Below are 18,837 nucleotides of genomic sequence, written 5' to 3'. Positions count from 1 at the left end.
TACGCCACTATGCTGGTAATGTCAGCAGATCGCTCAAAGCTGCCTGTCAATAGTAGGGTATCGGATGCATTTTTTTGTTAGATATGACTAAGTGAAATGCAAATGGGTCGTCAAGTGAATGCAATAACTAAATGGCAGACTAAACGTGTTTGAATGCCTGCGTAGGTTATTGTAATAACATCCTTTAGGTCAAACCGTGCTGGCTGCGAACTGGACTGACAACATCCGTAACCAGAAACCATCAAAGTAGTAATATTGCTCAAAAGACAAGATCGACGGGAGCTACAAGGTAACACGTGCCGTTAGCATACCCTTGCATTGAGCCACAAACAATCTCACTGTACTTGCCACAATTTTGCCACATCTACAACGCGCAAAATTGCACATTAGTGTTGAACAAAGCAAAACAATGCAATAATAACTTGATGATTTTATTATAAAAGATGGTGCCGATAATAGGAGTCGAACCTACGACCTTCGCATTACGAATGCGCTGCTCTACCAACTGAGCTATATCGGCCCTGCAAGAGGTGTTCACGAGCGTGAATCACGAGGCAAAAGGTTAGAACTTAGCGGGCGATGCGTCAATAGTCAGTGGAATCAACTGCCTATTTTTACATCGCCCGTTCTCATTTACGCACGAATGGTATCGTCGCCGAAACCAATCCACTTATAGGTGGTTAACGCTTCCAGCCCCATCGGGCCGCGGGCGTGCAGTTTCTGAGTGCTGACCGCCACTTCCGCGCCGAGGCCGAACTGGCCGCCGTCGGTGAAGCGCGTGGAGGCGTTCACATAGACCGCGGAAGAGTCCACTTCATTGATAAAGCGGTTGGCGTTACGCAGGGTGCGGGTCAGGATGGCGTCGGAGTGCTGGGTACCATGTTCGCGGATATGGGCGATAGCCTCATCCATATCAGCCACCACTTTGACGTTCAGATCCAGCGACAGATATTCGTCGTCATACTGCTCCGCTTTCACCGGCTCGACCTTCGCAGGGCCGTTTTGCAGCGCGGGGAGGGCGGAAGGGGCGGCGTGCAGGGTGACGCCGCTCTCGGCCATCTGCTTGCTCAACGCCGGCAGGAAGGTGTCGGCGATGTTGCGGTGCACCAGCAGCGTTTCCACGGTATTGCAGGTGCTTGGCCGCTGGGTCTTGGCGTTGACGATGATCTTCAGCGCGGGGGCGATCTCGGCGGTTTCATCAACGAAGATATGGCACACGCCAATCCCGCCGGTGATCACCGGGATCGTTGACTGCTCACGGCACAGCTTGTGCAGGCCAGCGCCGCCGCGGGGGATCAGCATATCGATGTATTTATCCATCTTCAGCATTTCGCCCACCAGCGCGCGATCCGGGCTCTCAATGGCCTGTACCGCGGCGGCCGGCAGGCCGCACTCCTGCAGCGCCTGCTGGATCACCTTCACCGTGGCGGCGTTGGTGCGCCAGGTCTCTTTCCCGCCGCGCAGGATCGCCGCGTTGCCGGTTTTCAGGCACAGGGAGGCGACGTCGACCGTCACGTTGGGACGCGCTTCATAAATCACGCCGATCACCCCCAGCGGGACGCGGCGACGCTCAATACGCAGACCGCTGTCCAGCAGCCCGCCGTCGATCACCTGGCCGACCGGGTCGGCCAGATTGCACACCTGGCGCACATCGCTGGCGATACCGCTCAGGCGCGCCGGGGTCAGCGCGAGGCGATCAAGCATCGCTTCGCTCAGACCATTGGCGCGAGCTTCGGCTAAATCTTCCGCGTTAGCGCGCAGAATATCGTCGGTCTGCGCTTCCAGATAATCGGCGATCTTTTCCAGCACCTGGTTCTTTTCCCGGCTGGAGAGTAACGCCAGCTGCCAGGAGGCCGCTTTGGCGGCAATGCCCATTTGTTCCAGCATTTTCAGCTCCTTAACGGATGATCATATCATCGCGGTGGACGGCCACCGGGCCGTATTCGTAGCCCAGAATGGCATCGATTTGCTGCGAGTGCTGGCCGGCGATAAGGCGCAGCGCATCGCTGTTGTAGCGGCTGACGCCGTGAGCGATGTCGCGTCCTTCGCTATTGCGGATGCGGATCACTTCGCCGCGGGAGAAGTTGCCGCTGACGATTTTGATGCCTTTTGGCAACAGCGAGCTGCCTCTTTCGAGGATCGCCTGGGTCGCGCCCGCATCGACGGTCAGTTCACCGGCCGGCGGCGCGCCGAAGATCCAGCGCTTACGGTTCTCCAGCGGAGACTCCTGGGCGTGGAAGCAGGTGCCTACCGGCAGGCCTTCCATCGCGTGGCCGATGACGTCCGGGCGGTTGCCGGCGGCGATGATGGTATCAATCCCCGCGCGGCAGGCGACGTCCGCGGCCTGCAGCTTGGTGCCCATGCCGCCGGTGCCGAGTCCGGAGACGCTGTCGCCGGCGATGGCGCGCAGCGCGTCGTCGATGCCGTAGACGTCTTTAATCAGCTCCGCCTGCGGGTTGCTGCGCGGGTCGGCGGTGAACAGGCCAGGCTGGTCGGTTAACAGCAGCAGCTTATCCGCCCCGGCGAGGATCGCGGCCAGCGCGGAGAGATTGTCGTTATCGCCCACTTTGATTTCCGCGGTGGCGACGGCGTCGTTTTCGTTAATGACCGGGACGATGCTGTTATCCAGCAGGGCGCGCAGGGTGTCGCGGGCGTTGAGGAACCGTTCTCTGTCTTCCATGTCGGCGCGGGTCAGCAGCATCTGGCCAACGTGAATGCCATAGATAGAAAACAGCTGTTCCCACAGCTGGATAAGACGGCTTTGTCCTACCGCCGCCAGCAGCTGCTTGGAGGCGATGGTGGCGGGCAGTTCCGGGTAACCAAGGTGCTCGCGCCCGGCGGCAATGGCCCCGGAGGTCACGATGACAATACGGTGTCCCATGGCGTGCAGCTGTGCGCACTGGCGCACGAGCTCGACGATATGGGCGCGGTTCAGGCGACGGGACCCGCCTGTTAAAACACTGGTGCCCAGTTTTACCACCAGCGTCTGGCTTTCACTCATGATTCTCTGCCGTTCAAAAGGAATATCGATATCGAGCTGATGTTGTAGCAGGAGTCGGCCCGCTTGCCAACACCCGGGGCGGCGGGCGCGCCATTTTATTGCGCGGGATCGGGCATTCTGGAGAGGATATGTGACAAAAATATGTCAGATACATTTAAATACTCTTTTTTATAAAAAGTTCCACATTGTCATAAATATTTAATATGCCGGCGTTAAAAAACTCCTGTTTTTGATGGGCGAGAGCCCGCAATTGAATAGCGCGTATAAATAAATCACCAGGACTGAATAATGAAAAAGAGTACTCTGGCATTAATGATGATGGGCTTTGTGGCTTCAACGGCGACGCAGGCAGCGGAAGTTTATAACAAGAACGCTAACAAGCTGGATGTGTACGGTAAGATCAAAGCCATGCACTACTTCAGCGATTATGACAGCAAAGATGGCGATCAGACTTACGTGCGTTTCGGTATTAAAGGCGAAACGCAGATTAACGAAGACCTGACCGGCTATGGCCGTTGGGAATCTGAATTCTCGGGTAACAAAACCGAGAGCGACTCCAGCCAGAAGACTCGTCTGGCGTTCGCTGGGGTGAAGTTGAAGAACTACGGTTCTTTCGACTATGGCCGTAACCTTGGCGCCCTGTACGACGTGGAAGCCTGGACCGATATGTTCCCGGAATTCGGCGGCGACTCATCCGCTCAGACCGATAACTTTATGACCAAGCGCGCCAGCGGCCTGGCGACCTACCGCAACACCGATTTCTTCGGTCTGGTGGATGGTCTGGATCTGACCCTGCAGTACCAGGGTAAAAACGAAGGCCGTGAAGCGAAGAAACAGAACGGCGACGGCGTCGGCACCTCGTTAAGCTATGACTTCGGCGGCAGCGACTTCGCCGTCAGCGCAGCCTACACCAGCTCCGACCGTACCAACGATCAAAACCTTCTGGCCCGCGGCCAGGGTTCGAAAGCGGAAGCCTGGGCGACCGGCCTGAAATATGACGCCAACAACATCTACCTGGCGACCATGTACTCTGAAACCCGTAAGATGACCCCGATCAGCGGCGGTTTTGCCAACAAAGCGCAGAACTTTGAAGCGGTGGCCCAGTATCAGTTCGACTTCGGTCTGCGTCCGTCCCTCGGCTATGTGCTGTCGAAAGGGAAGGATATCGAAGGGGTGGGGAGCGAAGATCTGGTTAACTACATTGACGTGGGCCTGACCTACTACTTCAACAAAAACATGAACGCCTTCGTGGATTACAAAATCAACCAGCTGAAAAGCGATAACAAACTCGGCATCAACGATGACGACATCGTCGCGCTGGGCATGACCTACCAGTTCTGATCAACTTCAGAACCACCCGCCGCAGCCCAGGCTGCGGCTTTTTTTTTAGCGGCGATTCTTCGCCAGATGCAGGGTGTCGCTGTTCATGGTGATCTGCGCGTTATACTCCTTCGGCAGACGACGCGCCTGATAGAACGCCGACTCCCAGTAAGGGTTGTCCAGCGAAGAGCGCATCACGCCCTGGCTGCTCGAGGCGTGAAGGAAATTATGATCGGTATCGTAAAAGCCAACGTGCATCCCGGCCCGGGTGCGGAAGAACACCAGATCGCCGGGACGTAAATCCCGCTTATTGACCCGCACGCCCATGTGCAGTAGCTCGCGGGTGGTGATCCGCTCCATCGGCAGGTTAAAGCGATCCTTCAACGTGCGCCAGACGAAACCCGAGCAGTCGACGCCGCTTTGTTCAGTACCGCCCCATTCATAGGGGGTTCCCTGCCAGGTGTGCATCTGATCATGCAGGGCCGCCACCACCGGGATCAGATCGTCCGATCCGCCGTCAATGGTCATATCCGCATGAGATTTTGTGTTCTTTGCCTGTTTCGGTGAGGAGGAGCATCCTGCCAACAACAAAAAAGGAATTAAAAAGAGAGCATGCGTCAGTTTTGGCTTCATATCGTTATTTTCGAAGTAGCAAGCAGACTGCTTTGTTTTATAGCCGATTAAAAAGAACGGCTGAATAAGCCGAGGCCGCCTTTACGTTTATTTACGATTAAAAATAAACAACCAGCCGAGAGATCACCCATAAAAGGCAGTTGTCACTTCCGAACGGCCTGTGCCAGGATTCTGATTAAACATTTCACGAGGCATTCCATGACGCATTACGCCATCTCTGGTGAGACTTTGCCCGGCGCCGCTTTCGACGCGGGGTGGATGACGTCTGCGCCTCATCATCGCTTCGCCACGCTCTGCCCACCGCCTCCCCCTCCAGACCGGGTTGTTTTCGGCGCTTAGCGCCGTCTTTAGCAGGCGCTTACCTGCCGGTATGACGCTTGATACCTTGTGTTTGACGTTCTGGAGCATGCTATGCACGTTCGCTATTCTCTGCTCGCCTCGCAGGCGACAACGGCCATTTTTGTGCTGCTGTGGGGCAGTGCGGCCATTTTCACCCGCTGGGGACTGGACAATGCCTCGCCGATGGCGCTGCTGGTCTTTCGTTTTCTGATTGCCCTGGTCGCGCTGGCGCCGCTGGCCATCGTCCGTCGGCGCTGGCTGCCCGCACCGGGCACCCGCCTGCAGACCGCGGCCACCGGCCTGATGCTGATTGGCGGCTATTCGGTCTGTTACTTCGAGGCGATGGCCAACGGCGTGACGCCGGGACTTATCGCCACCATGATGGGGATCCAGCCCATCCTCACGCTTTGCGTGGTGGAGCGCCGCCTGCAGGGGCGGCGGCTGCTGGGGCTGCTGCTTGCCCTGGCGGGGCTGGTGCTGCTGGTATGGCGCAGCCTGGCGGCGTCGCCCATGGCGATGGCGGGGATCCTGTTTGCGCTGGCGGCTTTGCTGCTGATGACTTTTGGCGCGCTGTGGCAAAAGCGCAGCCGTCAGTCGCCGGCGGATGTCCTGCCGCTGCAGTACGCCGTGAGTCTGGGGCTGTGCCTGTTGCTCGCCCCGGTCAGCGGCTTCCGGTTTACCGTTAACGTCGGGTTGATTATTCCGGTGTTGTTTCTCGGGCTGCTGATTTCGGTGGTCGCCCAGCTGCTGCTGTATCGTCTGCTGAGCGCGGGAAATATCGTCAATGTCACCAGCCTCTTTTATCTGGTGCCGGCGATCACGGCGCTGCTGGATTATCTGCTGCTGGGCAACCGGCTGCCGGCGGCGGCGATGGTCGGTATGGTGGCGATCGTCGGCGGGATCGTATTGGTGTTCCGCACCGGCAAGGTCCGCGCCGGCTGACGACGAGCCGGGCGCTGCGGCGTCCGGTTCATTTTCCTGTCATCTTTTTTACGCATGCTCCCGGCAGCTTATTTTGACCAGTAAGGGAAAGTACCATGGGCAACACGCTGACGATTTTTGATCTCGATAACACCCTGATACAGGGCGATAGCAGTACGGTCTGGAGCCAGTTTATGGTTCGCGAAGGGCTGGCGACGCAGAAGGGGTATCTTGCCCGCGAGGCGCGGCTAATGGCGGATTATGACCGGGGAGAGATGAATATCGCCGATTATGTGGCCCTGATCCAGGCACCGCTGGCCGGAATACCGAAATCGGACGTTGATGCGCTGGTGGCCCGCTGCGTGCGCGAGGCGATCCTGCCCCGGATCTATCCGCAGGCGTGGGAGCTCATTCGTCGTCTGCGGGCCGAGGGGGAGCAGATGCTGATTATCTCCGCCTCGGTTAGCCTGCTGGTGCAGGCGGTGGCCGCCGCGCTGGAGATCGATCAGGCGCTGGGCATTGACGTGGCGATGGTCGACGGCGGCTACAGCGGGGTCATTGCCGGGATCCCCAGCTATCAGCAGGGAAAGGTGGCGCGTCTGGCGCAGTGGCGCGAGGCGTATCCGCAGTATAACGGCGAGGTGACGTTCTATACCGATTCCATTAACGATCTGCCGCTGTGTCTGCATGCGGATCGCGTGCGGCTGGTCAATCCCTGTCCGCAGCTGCAGGCGGCCGGTGCCGGATACGGCTGGCCGGTGCTGAGCTGGCGGCTGGAATAGCGGAGCGGATAAATATTTCTGCGGGTTCAGTCGTTCCAGGCCGGATAAGGCGTGTGCCGCCATTCGGCATACAGGCGGCTCCGTGCCGGCGGTCATTGCCCGGCGGCGCTGCGCTTGCGCGGGCCTACGGGGTGTGAGCCTGTGAGAGGGCCCTGTAGGCCGGGTAAGGCGCAGCCGCCACCCGGCGAAATATCGGCGCAACCGGAAATGTCCCTGCTCGCGCTGCGTTTAGCAGGGCTACCACTCCTGGGCTTTTTCCGGGCAGATTGCGCTCCCCATATTTTTTCTGCGCTATGTCACTCATGGTGCCTGGAGCGCACAGGGGGCGGCCAGTCGCCGCCGCCGCCCCCTGTACCCCCGGGCTCCGGCCAGCACCGGCAGTTTCAGTCGCGCAAGTGGGTAAATTAATGACTGGTTGCTCGGGCCGTAGGCCGGGTAAGGCGCAGCCGCCACCCGGCATAAAAGCAGCTCCGTACCCGCTGTCATCGCCCGGTGGCGCTGCGCTTACCGGGCCTACGATGTGTCAGCCAGTGAGAGGACCCCGCAGGCCGGGTAAGGCGTAGCCGCCACCCGGCACAAAGGTGCGCTAGCGTTCGTCCTGATACAGCGGCACCACGGCGCCGCCGATATAGCGACGGCGCAGCCAGGCGGAGAGGGTGTCCATGATCATCACCACCGCCACCAGCAGCAGGGTGATAAACATCACCACATCCCAGTTCCACAGGCGCATATTCTCGGCATAGATAAGCCCAATACCGCCGGCGCCGACGAAGCCCAGCACCGCCGCGGAGCGGGTGTTGGATTCAATCTGATACAGGCTCAACGCGAGGAAGGTCGGGAACGACTGGGTAAAAATGCCAAAGCGATGCTTTTGCAGGCCGTTCGCGCCCACGGCGGTCAGTCCGCGCCCGGGGGAGCGGTCCACCGCTTCGTGTCCTTCCGCGTACAGCCGTCCCAGCAGGCCGGTGTCCTGCATGATGATCGCCAGCACCCCGGCCAGCGGCCCGAGGCCTACCGCGCGCACGAAAATCAGCCCCCAGATAGCCATGTCGATCCCGCGCAGCACATCAAACAGGCGGCGCATCAGCAGGGCGAGGGTTCCCAGCACCACGCCGCGCATGATGTTGCGGGCGGCGAAGAAGGAGAGCAGTAGCGCCAGCACCGTGGCGGTCAGCGTCCCGGCGAAGACGATAGCCAGGGTGATGCCGATTTGCGTGAAGTAATAGCCGAACGGCCAGTTCCAGAAGTCGTGCCAGACGAACATCCGCGCCAGATAGCGGCCAATCTGCTGCAGGCCGGTGGTCAGCTGTTCGCCGCTGATGCCGAACTGCAGAAAAAACCAGACGTAATAGAGCAGGCAGGCCAGCGCCACCAGCCCGACGTAGCGCAGGTAGCGCCCCTGGACCTGATAGAGCTGCTTATGCTGCCGCCGGCTGGCGGCGAGATCCGGTTGCATGTGCCAGACGCTCATTTCTTACCCTCCAGTACCCACAGGCGCAGACGACCGGACAGCATGTCCAGCGCCGACACCACCAGAATGATCAGCAGCAGGGTGATGCTCACCTGATCGTAGCGGTCGAGCTTGATGTTGGTCATCAGCTCCTGGCCGATGCCGCCCGCGCCCACCAGCCCGAGAATGGTCGACGAGCGGAAGTTGATTTCAAGCCGCATAAAGCCATAGGAGAGAAACAGAGGTTTCACCTGAGGCCACAGGGCGAAGCGAATTTTCTGCAGCGGGGATGCGCCGCAGGCCGCCAGGCCGCGTACCGGTTTGTTTTGCGCGCTTTCCACCGCCTCGTAGAACAGTTTGGTCAGGCTGCCGACGGTATGCAGCATGAGCGCCAGAAAGCCCGGAATCGCGCCGATGCCGAACGCCATCACAAAGATCACCGCCCACGCCAGCTCGGGCATGGTGCGCAAAAACGCCACCAGCACGCGAATGGCAAAGCGCACCGGCGCCGGGGACCAGGCGTTATTGGCGGCAAGAAACGCGAAAACCGTGGCAATGGCGACGGCCACCAGGGTTGAGGCCAGCGCCAGCTGCAGAGTTTCCCAGATCAGCGGCAGCTGGATCGGCAGGCGATAGCCCCACCAGGCCAGCGAGCCTTTGGTCTGCACGTCGGCGAACAGGTTGCCGGCGCTCAGGGGCGGAATGGTCTCTGCCATATAGTCAAAGAAATGGGGCAGCGAGTGCCAGATAGTCAGCAGATTAAATTCCGCGGCGCTGCCGGCGGCAAAATAGAGCGCCAGCAGCAGCAGCGACCAGCAGACGGCATCGCGCTTTTGCCGCGAGCGTACCTGCTGGTAATAGTGTTCAAATTCGGTGTGGGTCGTCTTCATGCGTCGGGGATCTTCAACGTAGCGCCGCCGCTTACCCTGGGGCAAGCAGGCGGCGTTGAGGCAGGATTAACGCGCGCTCACCAGCTCGCGTTTCATATCAATAATCTGCTGGAAGTCAGCCACGCTGCCCGGGCCGATGTGCTGAGTACCGCCCATCGCTTTGATAAAGCAGGCGTGATCCTCAGTATCCAGTTTTTTCACCGCCGCCACGACCTTCGCTTTAAAGTCCGCTGGCAGCGCATTGCTCACCAGGATCGGGCCGTTCGGGATCAGCGGCGATTGCCAGATAATGCGGATCTGCTTCATCAGATCCGGATGATCCATGCGAATCAGGCGGTTGAACGCGCCGGTGGTGTAGCCGGTGTTGTAATCGCCCACCATCGAGGCCCAGGTGACCGCGCCCGCGAACTGGCCATTCAGCACGCCGAGGATGTCCTGCTCGTGGCCACCGGAGAAGGTGACGCTGGAGAAGGTGTTGTTGTATTTGTTGTCGGCGTTACCGCCAAATTTTTCTTTAAACGCATGGTTAGGGATCAGATACCCGGAAGTGGAGTCCGGGTCGGCGAAGCCGAAGGCTTTGCCTTTTAAATCGTCCAGCGTTTTATACGGGGAGTCAGCTTTGACAATCACCACCGAGTGGTAGCCGCGAGACTGATCTTTGTCGTCCACGGCGATACCGACGATATCCACCGCTTTGGGGTTATTAAGATAAACCGAGGCGTAAGAGGAGGGAGACATGCTCAGCACCACGTCGACTTTCCCTCCCAGCAGACCCTGGATCACCCCGGAATAGTCGGAAGAGTTGCGCAGTTTGGTGTCCACGTTCAGCTCTTTATCGAGGAAGGCCTTCACGCACTGGTTATCGCCGATTTGCTGGGTGGCGTTCTGGCCGCCGAGAATGCCCAGATTCAGCTCTTTCGGCTGCGCTGCCGTTGCCTGCCATGCCATTATCATGCCCGCGACCATTGCGGATAAACGAACTGCGCCAGTCATAGATTTTTTCATTATGTTGCCCGTGTGAGTGAAATTAATGCAATTGGCTAACTTCATCGCCGTACAGCCGCTGCAGCACATCCTGCGTCAGCCGGGAGGGGTGATCGTCAAAAATAAGCTGACCGCTGGCGACGCCGATAACCCGGGTGCAGTAGGTCTTCACCAGCTCTACCGAATGCAGGTTTACCATCACGCTGATGCCCTGCTCGCTAATTTCGCGCAACACATCCATGATGCGCTGGGTGTTTTTCGGATCCAGCGAGGCGACAGGCTCGTCGGCCAGCAGGATCCCGGGGTTTTGCATCAGCGCCCGGCAGATCGCCACCCGCTGCATCTGCCCGCCGGAGAGGTTCTCCGCCCGCTGCAGCGCGTGCGGCAGCATGTTCATCCACTCAAGCAGCGCAATGGCGCGCGCCCGGTCAGCTTCAGGAAAGATTTTAAACAGCGATTTCAGGGTTGAAGTCTGGCTGAGGCGGCCCAGCAGGACGTTGGTGAGCACATCGAGACGGGGCACCAGGCAGAAGTCCTGAAAAATCATTCCGCAGTGGCTGCGCCAGGCATTGAGCGCGCGACCTTTCAGCTGTGAGACATCGTGCGGGGTACCGACTTCCGGGTAGCTAAGAATTTCGCCGCCGCTGGCGCTGTGGGTGCCGTTGAGGACATGCAGGAGCGTCGATTTACCGGCGCCGGAGCGGCCTATGATGCCAACCATTTCGCCAGCGTGCAGATCAAAGCTGATGCCGTCCAGCACCTTGTGCTGGGCTTGATAAGCTTTACTCAGATTACGCACGCTTAAGACCTTCCGCTGCCGGCCGGCATTGAGTTCGGTGAACGGCTGGAAATCAGTTTCGGCCACCGCGGCAAGAGAGCTGTTCATAAGAGTGTCCAGGTTCGTCATTAACTGGCCACTATTAATAGGTCTTTATGTGAAATTTCGATGACGGTATTGCGAACAAACCGTGAACAGGCGGGAAAGGGCGGCGGTGAGCGGTTCACCGTGCGTGGTACGCTGGCGAAGCGCCGAAAAGCGGCTATGCTTTCGGGAACGCGGAGACTGGCGTCCCCGTGACGGCAGGAACCCATCGGCAAAACTCGTTTTATCTTGCTAATGAGGTCTGTTTAATCGAATAGATAATGCTTCTGCCTTTGTTTAGCATTCATCATTCCGCAAAATTAACATATATATAACTATTTTGTGCGGCAGGTTAATCTATTTATGAGTCTTATGTATTGGTGAATCATCCTGGTTATTGCTGATTTTTAGACTTATATTCTTTATTTTTGAATAAATTTGGTTTATTTGACAACTGCATTCTGCCCTTCATTAAGAATATTCCTAACATAATAGGGTGAAGATCCTGGGTAATATAAAATTCAGCTAAGAATTGAGGGTTATATTGCTAATAACCTTATGAAAATAAATACCTTTTTCTTGCGCTCAAAAATGAGATATTTTCAGTTTTTGTAAATATTGACCTGGGCGCGAAATTCATTGCCTTCCCGCATGTTGACACTCCATAGGAAAAAACTTAAATTCAACGCCAAGCAGAAAATAATTATAGTTTAACCCCGCTTATTCAATATTGATAAGTAATGCGTGTCTTATTTAATGGCGATTTACTAAAGGAATCGAATACGCCAGTAAACTTTATAGGCCTGGCAAGCAGTGACGTTTTAAAAATGATTACTTCAAGGACTATGAGGTTAAAAACTATATGGAATATAAAAGCTGTTCCGATAAGTATATTTGGTCTGCCGATGACTCCTACTTCTATAAAGGATTGTCTGAACTGATTGTAGATATCGACGAGTTAATTTATCTGTCGCTAGAGAAAATCAGAAAAGATTTCGTGTTTATCAATCTCAATACGGCTTCGTTAAACGAGTTTATCAGGCGCGACAGCGAATGGCTATCCGCGGTAAAGGGGAAACAGGTTGTATTAATTGCGGCCAGGAAGTCAGAAGCCTTAGCGAATTACTGGTATTACAATAGCGATATTCGCGGCGTGGTATATGTTGGCCTGAGTCGCGATATTCGAAAAGAGCTGGCCTATGTGATTAATGGCAGGTTTCTCCGTAAAGATATTAAGAAAGATAAAATTACAGACCGGGAAATGAAAATTATCCGCATGACCGCCCAGGGCATGCAGCCGAAATCGATCGCCAGAATTGAAAATTGTAGCGTGAAGACAGTATATACCCATCGGCGCAATGCCGAGGCCAAGCTGTATTCCAAAATATACAAATTAGTTCAGTAACACCCAGGTAAGTTAATTTTTGAATGGTTCACCGGGACATCATGTCCTTAATTCAACTCAGGAAGAAAAAGCGATGAAAAAAAAGGTTCTGGCAATAGCTCTGGTAACGGCGTTTACCGGTATGGGCGTGGCGCAGGCTGCTGACGTAACGGCTCAGGCTGTAGCGACCTGGTCTGCGACCGCCAAAAAAGACACCACCAGCAAGCTGGTGGTCACCCCGCTCGGCAGCCTGGCGTTCCAGTATGCCGAAGGCGTGAAAGGTTTTAACTCACAGAAAGGTCTGTTTGACGTGGCGATTGAGGGTGACGCAACGGCGACCGCCTTTAAGCTGACCTCGCGTCTTATCACCAACACCTTAACCCAGCTGGATACCTCCGGCTCCACGCTGAGCGTGGGCGTGGATTATAACGGCGCAGCGGTGGAAAAAACCGGTGATACCGTGATGATCGATACCGCCAACAACGTTCTGGGCGGCAACCTCAGCGCGCTGGCTAACGGCTACAACGCCAGCGGCCGTACCACCGCGCAGGATGGTTTCACCTTCTCGATCATCAGCGGCACCACCGACGGTACCACCGCAGTGACCGATTACAGCACCCTGCCGGAAGGGATCTGGAGCGGCGACGTCAGCGTACAGTTCGACGCCACCTGGACCAGCTGATCCTTGTGATGCGCCAGCAGGGGGGCTCCCCCTGCTTTTTTCACGGACGGAATTGTTATGAAAAAGCACCTTCTGGCCCTCGGGCTGCTGCTTGCCGGAGTATCGCCGGCGCAGGCGCTGGATGTCGGCGATATCTCATCGTTTATGAACAGCGGCAGCAGCACACTGAGCAAAACGATCAAGAACAGCACCGACAGCGGCCGCCTGATCAATATCCATCTCGAACGGCTCTCTTCCCCGCTGGACGACGGACAGGTTATCCCGATGGATAAACCGGATGAGGTGCTGCTCACTCCCGCCAGCCTGCTGCTACCCGCCCAGGCCAGCGATGTGATCCGCTTCTTCTACAAAGGCCCGGCGGATAACAAAGAGCGCTACTACCGCATTGTCTGGTTCGACCAGGCGCTCAGCGATGCCCAGCGCGATAACGCCACCCGCAGCGCGGTGGCCACCGCTTCCGCTCGCATCGGCACCATCCTGGTGGTGGCGCCCCGGCAGGTGAACTACCGCTTTCAGTATGCCAACGGCTCCCTGACCAACACCGGGAATGCGACGCTGCGGATCCTCGCCTACGGCCCCTGCCTGAAGGCCGCCGACGGTAAGGAGTGCAAAGAGAACTACTACCTGATGCCGGGTAAATCACGCCGTTTTACGCGCGTGGACACGGCGGATAAAAAAGGACGGGTTGCGCTTTGGCAGGGTGAGCAGTTTGTTCCCGTGAAATAGACAGCTGTGCAGATGGATAACGACGATGCCTCTACAACGGATTTCCCCAGGACTGAAAACGCGGCTTGCCTTCGGCATGTTTTTTTTGTTCGTTCAGCCCGACGCCAGTGCGGCGGCCCCAGGCGCGCAGCAGATTGGCGGGGTGATTATTCCGCAGGCCTTCAGCCAGGCGCTGCAGGACGGCATGAGCGTTCCTCTTTATATTCATCTTGCCGGCAGCCAGGACACCCGGGACGATCAGCGGATCGGCAGCGCCTTTATCTGGCTGGATGGCGGCCAGCTGCGCGTTCGGCAGATCCGGCTGGAGGACAATGAGGGTAACGCCAGCGTCAGCGAACAGACCCGACAGCAGCTGATCGGCCTCGCCAACGCCCCGTTCAGCGAGGCGCTCACCATTACTCTGACCGACAGCGCGCAGCTGGATCTCAGCCTGCGTCAGCTGCTGCTGCAGCTGGTGGTCAAGCGCGAGGCGCTGGGCACCGTGCTGCGCTCGCGCAGCGAAGACATCGGCCAGTCGAGCGTCAACGCCCTGAGCAGCAACCTGAGCTATAACCTCGGCGTCTATAACAACCAGATGCGCAACGGCGGAAGCAACACCTCCAGCTACCTGTCGCTGAACAACGTCACGGCGCTGCGTGAGCATCACGTGGTGCTCGACGGCTCGCTGTACGGCATCGGCAGTGGTCAGCAGGACAGTGAATTATATAAAGCCATGTATGAACGCGATTTCGCTGGCCACCGCTTTGCCGGCGGGATGCTTGACACCTGGAACCTGCAGTCTCTGGGACCGATGACCGCTATTTCGGCGGGCAAGATTTACGGCCTTTCCTGGGGGAACCAGGCCAGCTCCACCGTCTTCGACAACAGCCAGTCCGCCACGCCGGTGATTGCCTTTTTACCGGCGGCGGGCGAGGTGCATCTCACCCGCGACGGCCGGTTGCTGAGCGTCCAGAACTTCGCCATGGGCAACCATGAAGTGGATACCCGCGGCCTGCCATACGGTATTTACGACGTGGAAGTGGAGGTGATCGTCAACGGGCGGGTGGTCAGCAAACGCACCCAGCGGGTCAATAAGCTGTTCAGCCGGGGACGCGGCGCCGGCGCGCCGCTGGCGTGGCAGGTATGGGGCGGCAGTTTTCATATGGATCGCTGGTCGGAGAGCGGAAAAAAGACCCGGCCGGCGAAAGAGAGCTGGCTGGCGGGCCTCTCGGCCTCCGGGTCGCTCAGCACCCTGAGCTGGGCGGCAACGGGCTATGGCTACGACAACCAGGCGGTGGGAGAAACTCGCCTGACGCTGCCGCTGGGCGAGGCGATCAACGTTAACCTGCAAAACATGCTGGCCAGCGACAGCTCGTGGAGCAGCGTCGGCAGCATCAGCGCCACGTTGCCGGGGGGCTTTAGTTCAGTGTGGGTCAACCAGGAGAGAACCCACATTGGCGATCAATTGCGGCGCAGCGATGCCGATAACCGGGCGATCGGCGGCACCCTCAACCTGAATGCGCTGTGGTCGAAGCTGGGAACGTTCAGCGTGAGCTACAACGATGATCGCCGCTACAACAGCCATTACTACACCGCGGATTACTATCAGACGGTCTACAGCGGCGCCTTTGGCTCGCTCGGCCTGCGGGCGGGGATCCAGCGCTATAACAATGGCGACAGCAGCGCCAACACCGGGAAATATATCGCCCTCGATCTGTCGCTGCCGCTGGGCAACTGGTTCAGCGCCGGGATGACCCATCAGAACGGCTACACCATGGCTAACCTCTCAGCGCGTAAACAGTTTGATGAAGGCACCATTCGCACCATCGGCGCCAATCTGTCGCGGGCCATCTCCGGCGATACCGGGGATGACAAAACCCTCAGCGGCGGGGCGTATGCCCAGTTCGACGCCCGCTACGCCAGCGGCACGCTGAACGTCAACAGCGCAGCGGACGGCTACGTCAACACCAACCTCACCGCCAGCGGCAGCGTCGGCTGGCAGGGCAAAAATATCGCCGCCAGCGGACGAACCGACGGCAACGCCGGGGTGATCTTCAACACCGGGCTGGAGGACGATGGTCAAATCAGCGCCAGGGTCAACGGGCGGATCTTCCCGCTCGGCGGTAAGCGTAACTATCTGCCGCTCTCGCCTTATGGCCGCTATGAGGTGGAGCTGCAGAACAGCAAAAACTCGCTCGACAGTTACGACATCGTCAGCGGGCGCAAGAGTCATCTGACTCTCTATCCCGGCAACGTGGCGGTGATTGAGCCAGAGGTGAAGCAGATGGTCACCGTCTCCGGTCGTATTCGGGCGGAAGACGGCACGCTGCTGGCGAATGCGCGGATTAACAACCATATCGGCCGTACCCGCACCGATGAAAACGGCGAGTTTGTTATGGATGTGGATAAGAAATACCCCACGATCGATTTCAGCTACGGCGGCAATAAAACCTGCGAAGTGGCGCTGGAGCTCAGCCAGGCGCGCGGCGCCGTGTGGGTGGGGGATGTGGTTTGCAGCGGCCTCTCGTCGTGGGCGGCGGTGCAGCAGACAGGAGAAGAGAATGAAAGTTAACCCATTAATCGCCCTGGCGATCCTCGCGCTGCTCTGGCCGGCGGCTGCGCTCAGGGCGGCGGTGACCAAGACCACCTGGTCGGATGCGCCGGCGCGCGAGTTTGTGTTTGTGGAAAACAACTCCGACGACAACTTTTTCGTCACTCCCGGCGGGGCGCTGGATCCGCGCATGACCGGCGCCAACCGCTGGACCGGCTTAAAATACACCGGCTCCGGGACCATCTATCAGCAGAGTCTCGGCTATATCGATAACGGCTACAACACCGGGCTCAATGCCAACTGGAAGTTTGATATGTGGCTGGAAAACTCGCCGGTTTCGCACCCCTTAACCGGCCTGCGCTGCATCAACTGGTACGCCGGGTGCGATATGGCCACCAGCCTGATCCTGCCGCAGACCACTGACGCCAGCGGGTTCTATGGCGCGACGGTGACCAGCGGCGGCGCGAAGTGGATGCACGGTATGATGTCGGACGCGTTTTATCAGTATCTGCAACAGATGCCGGTCGGCGGCAGCTTCACGATGACCATCAATGCCTGCCAGACCTCGGTGAACTACGACGCCAGCAGCGGCGCGCGCTGTAAGGATCAGGCCTCCGGCAACTGGTATGTGCGCAACGTCACCCACACCAAAGCCGCGAACCTGCGGTTGATAAACACCCACTCGCTGGCGGAGGTGTTTATCAACAGCGATGGCGTGCCAACCCTTGGGGAAGGGAACGCCGACTGCCGGACACAGACCATTGGCAGCCGTTCAGGATTAAGCTGTAAGATGGTCAATTATACCTTGCAGACCAATGGGTTAAGCAATACGTCGATCCATATTTTCCCGGCGATCGCCAACTCGTCGCTGGCCTCGGCCGTCGGGGCGTATGATATGCAGTTCAGCCTCAACGGCAGCTCATGGAAGCCGGTGAGCAATACCGCCTATTACTACACCTTCAATGAGATGAAGAGCTCAGATGCGATCTATGTGTTCTTCTCCAGCAACTTCTTTAAGCAGATGGTGAATCTCGGGATCAGCGATATCAATACCAAGGATCTGTTCAACTTTCGCTTCCAGAACACCACCTCGCCGGAGTCAGGCTGGTATGAGTTTTCCACCTCCAATACGCTGATTATCAAGCCCCGTGATTTCAGCATCAGCATTATCTCTGACGAATATACCTCGGCGCCGTCGCGGGAGGGGTATGTCGGCAGCGGTGAACCGGCGCTCGATTTCGGCTACATCGTCACCACCAGCGGTAAAACGGCCGCCGACGAAGTGCTGATCAAAGTGACCGGACCGGCGCAGGTGATTGGTGGGCGCTCCTACTGTCTCTTCAGCTCCGATGACGGTACGGCGAAAGTGCCGTTCCCGGCGACGCTCTCTTTTATCACCCGCAGCGGCGCGACGCAGACCTACGACGCCGGGTGCGATGACAGCTGGCGGGATATGACCGATGCGCTGTGGCTGACCACGCCGTGGACCGATATCTCCGGCGAAGTGGGGCAGATGGATAAGACCACGGTGAAATTTTCGATTCCGATGGATAACGCCATTTCGCTGCGGACGGTAGACGATAACGGCTGGTTTGGCGAAGTCAGCGCTTCAGGAGAGATTCATGTCCAGGCGACGTGGCGCAACATTAACTAAGGCCCTGCTGACGCTGGGCTGCCTGCTGGCGGCGCCGCTGGCGCAGGCGATCTCGGTCGGCAATCTGACCTTTTCCCTGCCGGCTGAAGCGGATTTCGCCAGCAAACGGGTGGTCAATAACAATAAAAGCGCGCGGCTGTACCGGATCACCGTCAGCGCCATCGACCGCCCTGGCGGCAGCGAAGTGCGCTCCCGGCCGGTGGATGGCGAACTGCTGTTCGCCCCCCGCCAGCTGGCGCTGCAGGCCGGGGAGAGCGAATATTTCAAATTTTATTATCATGGGCCGCGGGATAACCGCGAGCGCTACTATCGGGTCTCGTTTCGTGAAATTCCCACCCGTAACCTGACGAGGCGCAGCCCGACCGGCGGCGAAGTCAGCATGGAGCCAGTGGTGGTGATGGATACCATCCTGGTGGTGCGCCCGCGGCAGGTACAGTTTAAATGGTCTTTCGATAAGGCGGCCGGGACGGTGAGCAACACCGGCAATACCTGGTTTAAGCTGCTGATTAAACCCGGGTGCGATTCGACCGAAGAGGAGGGCGACGCGTGGTATCTGCGTCCCGGGGACGTGGTTCGCCAGCCGGCATTGCGCCAGCCGGGGAACCACTATCTGGTCTATAACGACAAATTTATTAAGATCAGCGATACCTGTCCGCTGAAGCCCCGTCCCGCGGAGTGA

General features: G+C 58.0%; 16 protein-coding genes and 1 tRNA gene. 9 read left to right on the top strand and 8 right to left on the bottom strand.

Going from position 1 to position 18,837, the window contains the following annotated elements; all coding sequences use genetic code 11:
• Positions 1–444 precede the first annotated feature (444 nt).
• From ABLV64_RS01650 to proB, 3 genes are all read right to left on the bottom strand, one after another.
• Positions 445–520, bottom strand: a tRNA-Thr gene (locus ABLV64_RS01650).
• 113 nt (positions 521–633) lie between these two features.
• Positions 634–1,887, bottom strand: a complete 1,254-nt coding sequence (gene proA / locus ABLV64_RS01645; protein ID WP_004147253.1) for a glutamate-5-semialdehyde dehydrogenase — start codon at positions 1,885–1,887, stop codon at positions 634–636.
• Positions 1,888–1,897: 10 nt separating this feature from the next.
• Complete coding sequence (proB, locus tag ABLV64_RS01640; protein WP_008805306.1) at positions 1,898–3,001, bottom strand: glutamate 5-kinase; 1,104 nt, start codon at positions 2,999–3,001, stop codon at positions 1,898–1,900.
• A gap of 288 nt (positions 3,002–3,289) precedes the next feature.
• On the opposite strand from proB, the gene phoE reads away from it, so the two are divergent.
• Positions 3,290–4,342 carry a phosphoporin PhoE gene (gene phoE / locus ABLV64_RS01635; protein ID WP_004204700.1) on the top strand — a complete coding sequence of 351 codons (1,053 nt, stop codon included), beginning with the start codon at positions 3,290–3,292 and terminating at the stop codon, positions 4,340–4,342.
• Positions 4,343–4,387: 45 nt separating this feature from the next.
• Here phoE and ABLV64_RS01630 read toward each other — a convergent pair whose 3' ends face one another.
• Positions 4,388–4,954 carry an NlpC/P60 family protein gene (locus ABLV64_RS01630; RefSeq protein ID WP_004222859.1) on the bottom strand — a complete coding sequence of 189 codons (567 nt, stop codon included), beginning with the start codon at positions 4,952–4,954 and terminating at the stop codon, positions 4,388–4,390.
• 411 nt (positions 4,955–5,365) lie between these two features.
• On the opposite strand from ABLV64_RS01630, the gene ABLV64_RS01625 reads away from it, so the two are divergent.
• Positions 5,366–6,235, top strand: coding sequence for a DMT family transporter (locus tag ABLV64_RS01625; RefSeq protein ID WP_004204702.1), 870 nt, complete (start codon positions 5,366–5,368; stop codon positions 6,233–6,235).
• A 95-nt stretch (positions 6,236–6,330) separates the two neighbouring features.
• Positions 6,331–6,996 carry an HAD family hydrolase gene (locus ABLV64_RS01620; RefSeq protein WP_348843134.1) on the top strand — a complete coding sequence of 222 codons (666 nt, stop codon included), beginning with the start codon at positions 6,331–6,333 and terminating at the stop codon, positions 6,994–6,996.
• 586 nt (positions 6,997–7,582) lie between these two features.
• Here ABLV64_RS01620 and phnE (ABLV64_RS01615) read toward each other — a convergent pair.
• From phnE (ABLV64_RS01615) to phnC, 4 genes are all read right to left on the bottom strand, one after another.
• Positions 7,583–8,467: a phosphonate ABC transporter, permease protein PhnE gene (gene phnE, locus ABLV64_RS01615; protein ID WP_017900973.1), complete on the bottom strand. Its 885-nt coding sequence runs from the start codon at positions 8,465–8,467 to the stop codon at positions 7,583–7,585.
• On the bottom strand, positions 8,464–9,336 hold the full coding sequence (gene phnE, locus ABLV64_RS01610; protein WP_017900974.1) for a phosphonate ABC transporter, permease protein PhnE: 873 nt from the start codon (positions 9,334–9,336) through the stop codon (positions 8,464–8,466). The genes phnE (ABLV64_RS01615) and phnE (ABLV64_RS01610) overlap by 4 nt, the downstream gene beginning before the upstream one ends.
• Before the next feature lie 66 nt (positions 9,337–9,402).
• Entirely contained in the window at positions 9,403–10,341 is a 939-nt protein-coding gene (phnD, locus tag ABLV64_RS01605) for a phosphonate ABC transporter substrate-binding protein (protein ID WP_049004154.1), read from the bottom strand.
• Between the two features lie 22 nt (positions 10,342–10,363).
• On the bottom strand, positions 10,364–11,206 hold the full coding sequence (gene phnC / locus ABLV64_RS01600) for a phosphonate ABC transporter ATP-binding protein (RefSeq protein ID WP_042939290.1): 843 nt from the start codon (positions 11,204–11,206) through the stop codon (positions 10,364–10,366).
• 838 nt (positions 11,207–12,044) lie between these two features.
• Here phnC and ABLV64_RS01595 point away from each other — a divergent pair.
• From ABLV64_RS01595 to ABLV64_RS01570, 6 genes are all read left to right on the top strand, one after another.
• Positions 12,045–12,587: a helix-turn-helix transcriptional regulator gene (locus ABLV64_RS01595; RefSeq protein ID WP_004144585.1), complete on the top strand. Its 543-nt coding sequence runs from the start codon at positions 12,045–12,047 to the stop codon at positions 12,585–12,587.
• Between the two features lie 73 nt (positions 12,588–12,660).
• Positions 12,661–13,248: a common pilus major fimbrillin subunit EcpA gene (gene ecpA / locus ABLV64_RS01590; protein ID WP_004204919.1), complete on the top strand. Its 588-nt coding sequence runs from the start codon at positions 12,661–12,663 to the stop codon at positions 13,246–13,248.
• Positions 13,249–13,305: 57 nt separating this feature from the next.
• Positions 13,306–13,974: a hypothetical protein gene (locus tag ABLV64_RS01585; RefSeq protein ID WP_017900976.1), complete on the top strand. Its 669-nt coding sequence runs from the start codon at positions 13,306–13,308 to the stop codon at positions 13,972–13,974.
• A 25-nt stretch (positions 13,975–13,999) separates the two neighbouring features.
• Positions 14,000–16,525, top strand: a complete 2,526-nt coding sequence (locus tag ABLV64_RS01580) for a CS1-pili formation C-terminal domain-containing protein (RefSeq protein WP_348843133.1) — start codon at positions 14,000–14,002, stop codon at positions 16,523–16,525.
• Complete coding sequence (gene ecpD, locus ABLV64_RS01575) at positions 16,515–18,158, top strand: fimbrial adhesin EcpD (protein WP_004204915.1); 1,644 nt, start codon at positions 16,515–16,517, stop codon at positions 18,156–18,158. The genes ABLV64_RS01580 and ecpD overlap by 11 nt, the downstream gene beginning before the upstream one ends.
• Positions 18,127–18,837, top strand: a complete 711-nt coding sequence (locus ABLV64_RS01570) for a fimbria/pilus periplasmic chaperone (RefSeq protein ID WP_023319819.1) — start codon at positions 18,127–18,129, stop codon at positions 18,835–18,837. Before ecpD ends, ABLV64_RS01570 begins: the two co-directional genes overlap by 32 nt.

This window comes from Klebsiella sp. JB_Kp031 (assembly GCF_040064295.1).
GTDB classification, from domain to species: Bacteria; Pseudomonadota; Gammaproteobacteria; order Enterobacterales; family Enterobacteriaceae; genus Klebsiella; species Klebsiella quasipneumoniae.
This window is presented reverse-complemented; position numbering and strand designations above follow the sequence as displayed.

Bases quoted from the DNA above. Each gene is read 5' to 3' on its own strand.
- proA (WP_004147253.1), bottom strand. From the start codon at position 1,887: ATGCTGGAACAAATGGGCATTGCCGCCAAAGCGGCCTCCTGGCAGCTG.
- proB (WP_008805306.1), bottom strand. From the start codon at position 3,001: ATGAGTGAAAGCCAGACGCTGGTGGTAAAACTGGGCACCAGTGTTTTA.
- phoE (WP_004204700.1), top strand. From the start codon at position 3,290: ATGAAAAAGAGTACTCTGGCATTAATGATGATGGGCTTTGTGGCTTCA.
- ABLV64_RS01630 (WP_004222859.1), bottom strand. From the start codon at position 4,954: ATGAAGCCAAAACTGACGCATGCTCTCTTTTTAATTCCTTTTTTGTTG.
- ABLV64_RS01625 (WP_004204702.1), top strand. From the start codon at position 5,366: ATGCACGTTCGCTATTCTCTGCTCGCCTCGCAGGCGACAACGGCCATT.
- ABLV64_RS01620 (WP_348843134.1), top strand. From the start codon at position 6,331: ATGGGCAACACGCTGACGATTTTTGATCTCGATAACACCCTGATACAG.
- phnE (WP_017900973.1), bottom strand. From the start codon at position 8,467: ATGAGCGTCTGGCACATGCAACCGGATCTCGCCGCCAGCCGGCGGCAG.
- phnE (WP_017900974.1), bottom strand. From the start codon at position 9,336: ATGAAGACGACCCACACCGAATTTGAACACTATTACCAGCAGGTACGC.
- phnD (WP_049004154.1), bottom strand. From the start codon at position 10,341: ATGAAAAAATCTATGACTGGCGCAGTTCGTTTATCCGCAATGGTCGCG.
- phnC (WP_042939290.1), bottom strand. From the start codon at position 11,206: ATGAACAGCTCTCTTGCCGCGGTGGCCGAAACTGATTTCCAGCCGTTC.
- ABLV64_RS01595 (WP_004144585.1), top strand. From the start codon at position 12,045: ATGGAATATAAAAGCTGTTCCGATAAGTATATTTGGTCTGCCGATGAC.
- ecpA (WP_004204919.1), top strand. From the start codon at position 12,661: ATGAAAAAAAAGGTTCTGGCAATAGCTCTGGTAACGGCGTTTACCGGT.
- ABLV64_RS01585 (WP_017900976.1), top strand. From the start codon at position 13,306: ATGAAAAAGCACCTTCTGGCCCTCGGGCTGCTGCTTGCCGGAGTATCG.
- ABLV64_RS01580 (WP_348843133.1), top strand. From the start codon at position 14,000: ATGCCTCTACAACGGATTTCCCCAGGACTGAAAACGCGGCTTGCCTTC.
- ecpD (WP_004204915.1), top strand. From the start codon at position 16,515: ATGAAAGTTAACCCATTAATCGCCCTGGCGATCCTCGCGCTGCTCTGG.
- ABLV64_RS01570 (WP_023319819.1), top strand. From the start codon at position 18,127: ATGTCCAGGCGACGTGGCGCAACATTAACTAAGGCCCTGCTGACGCTG.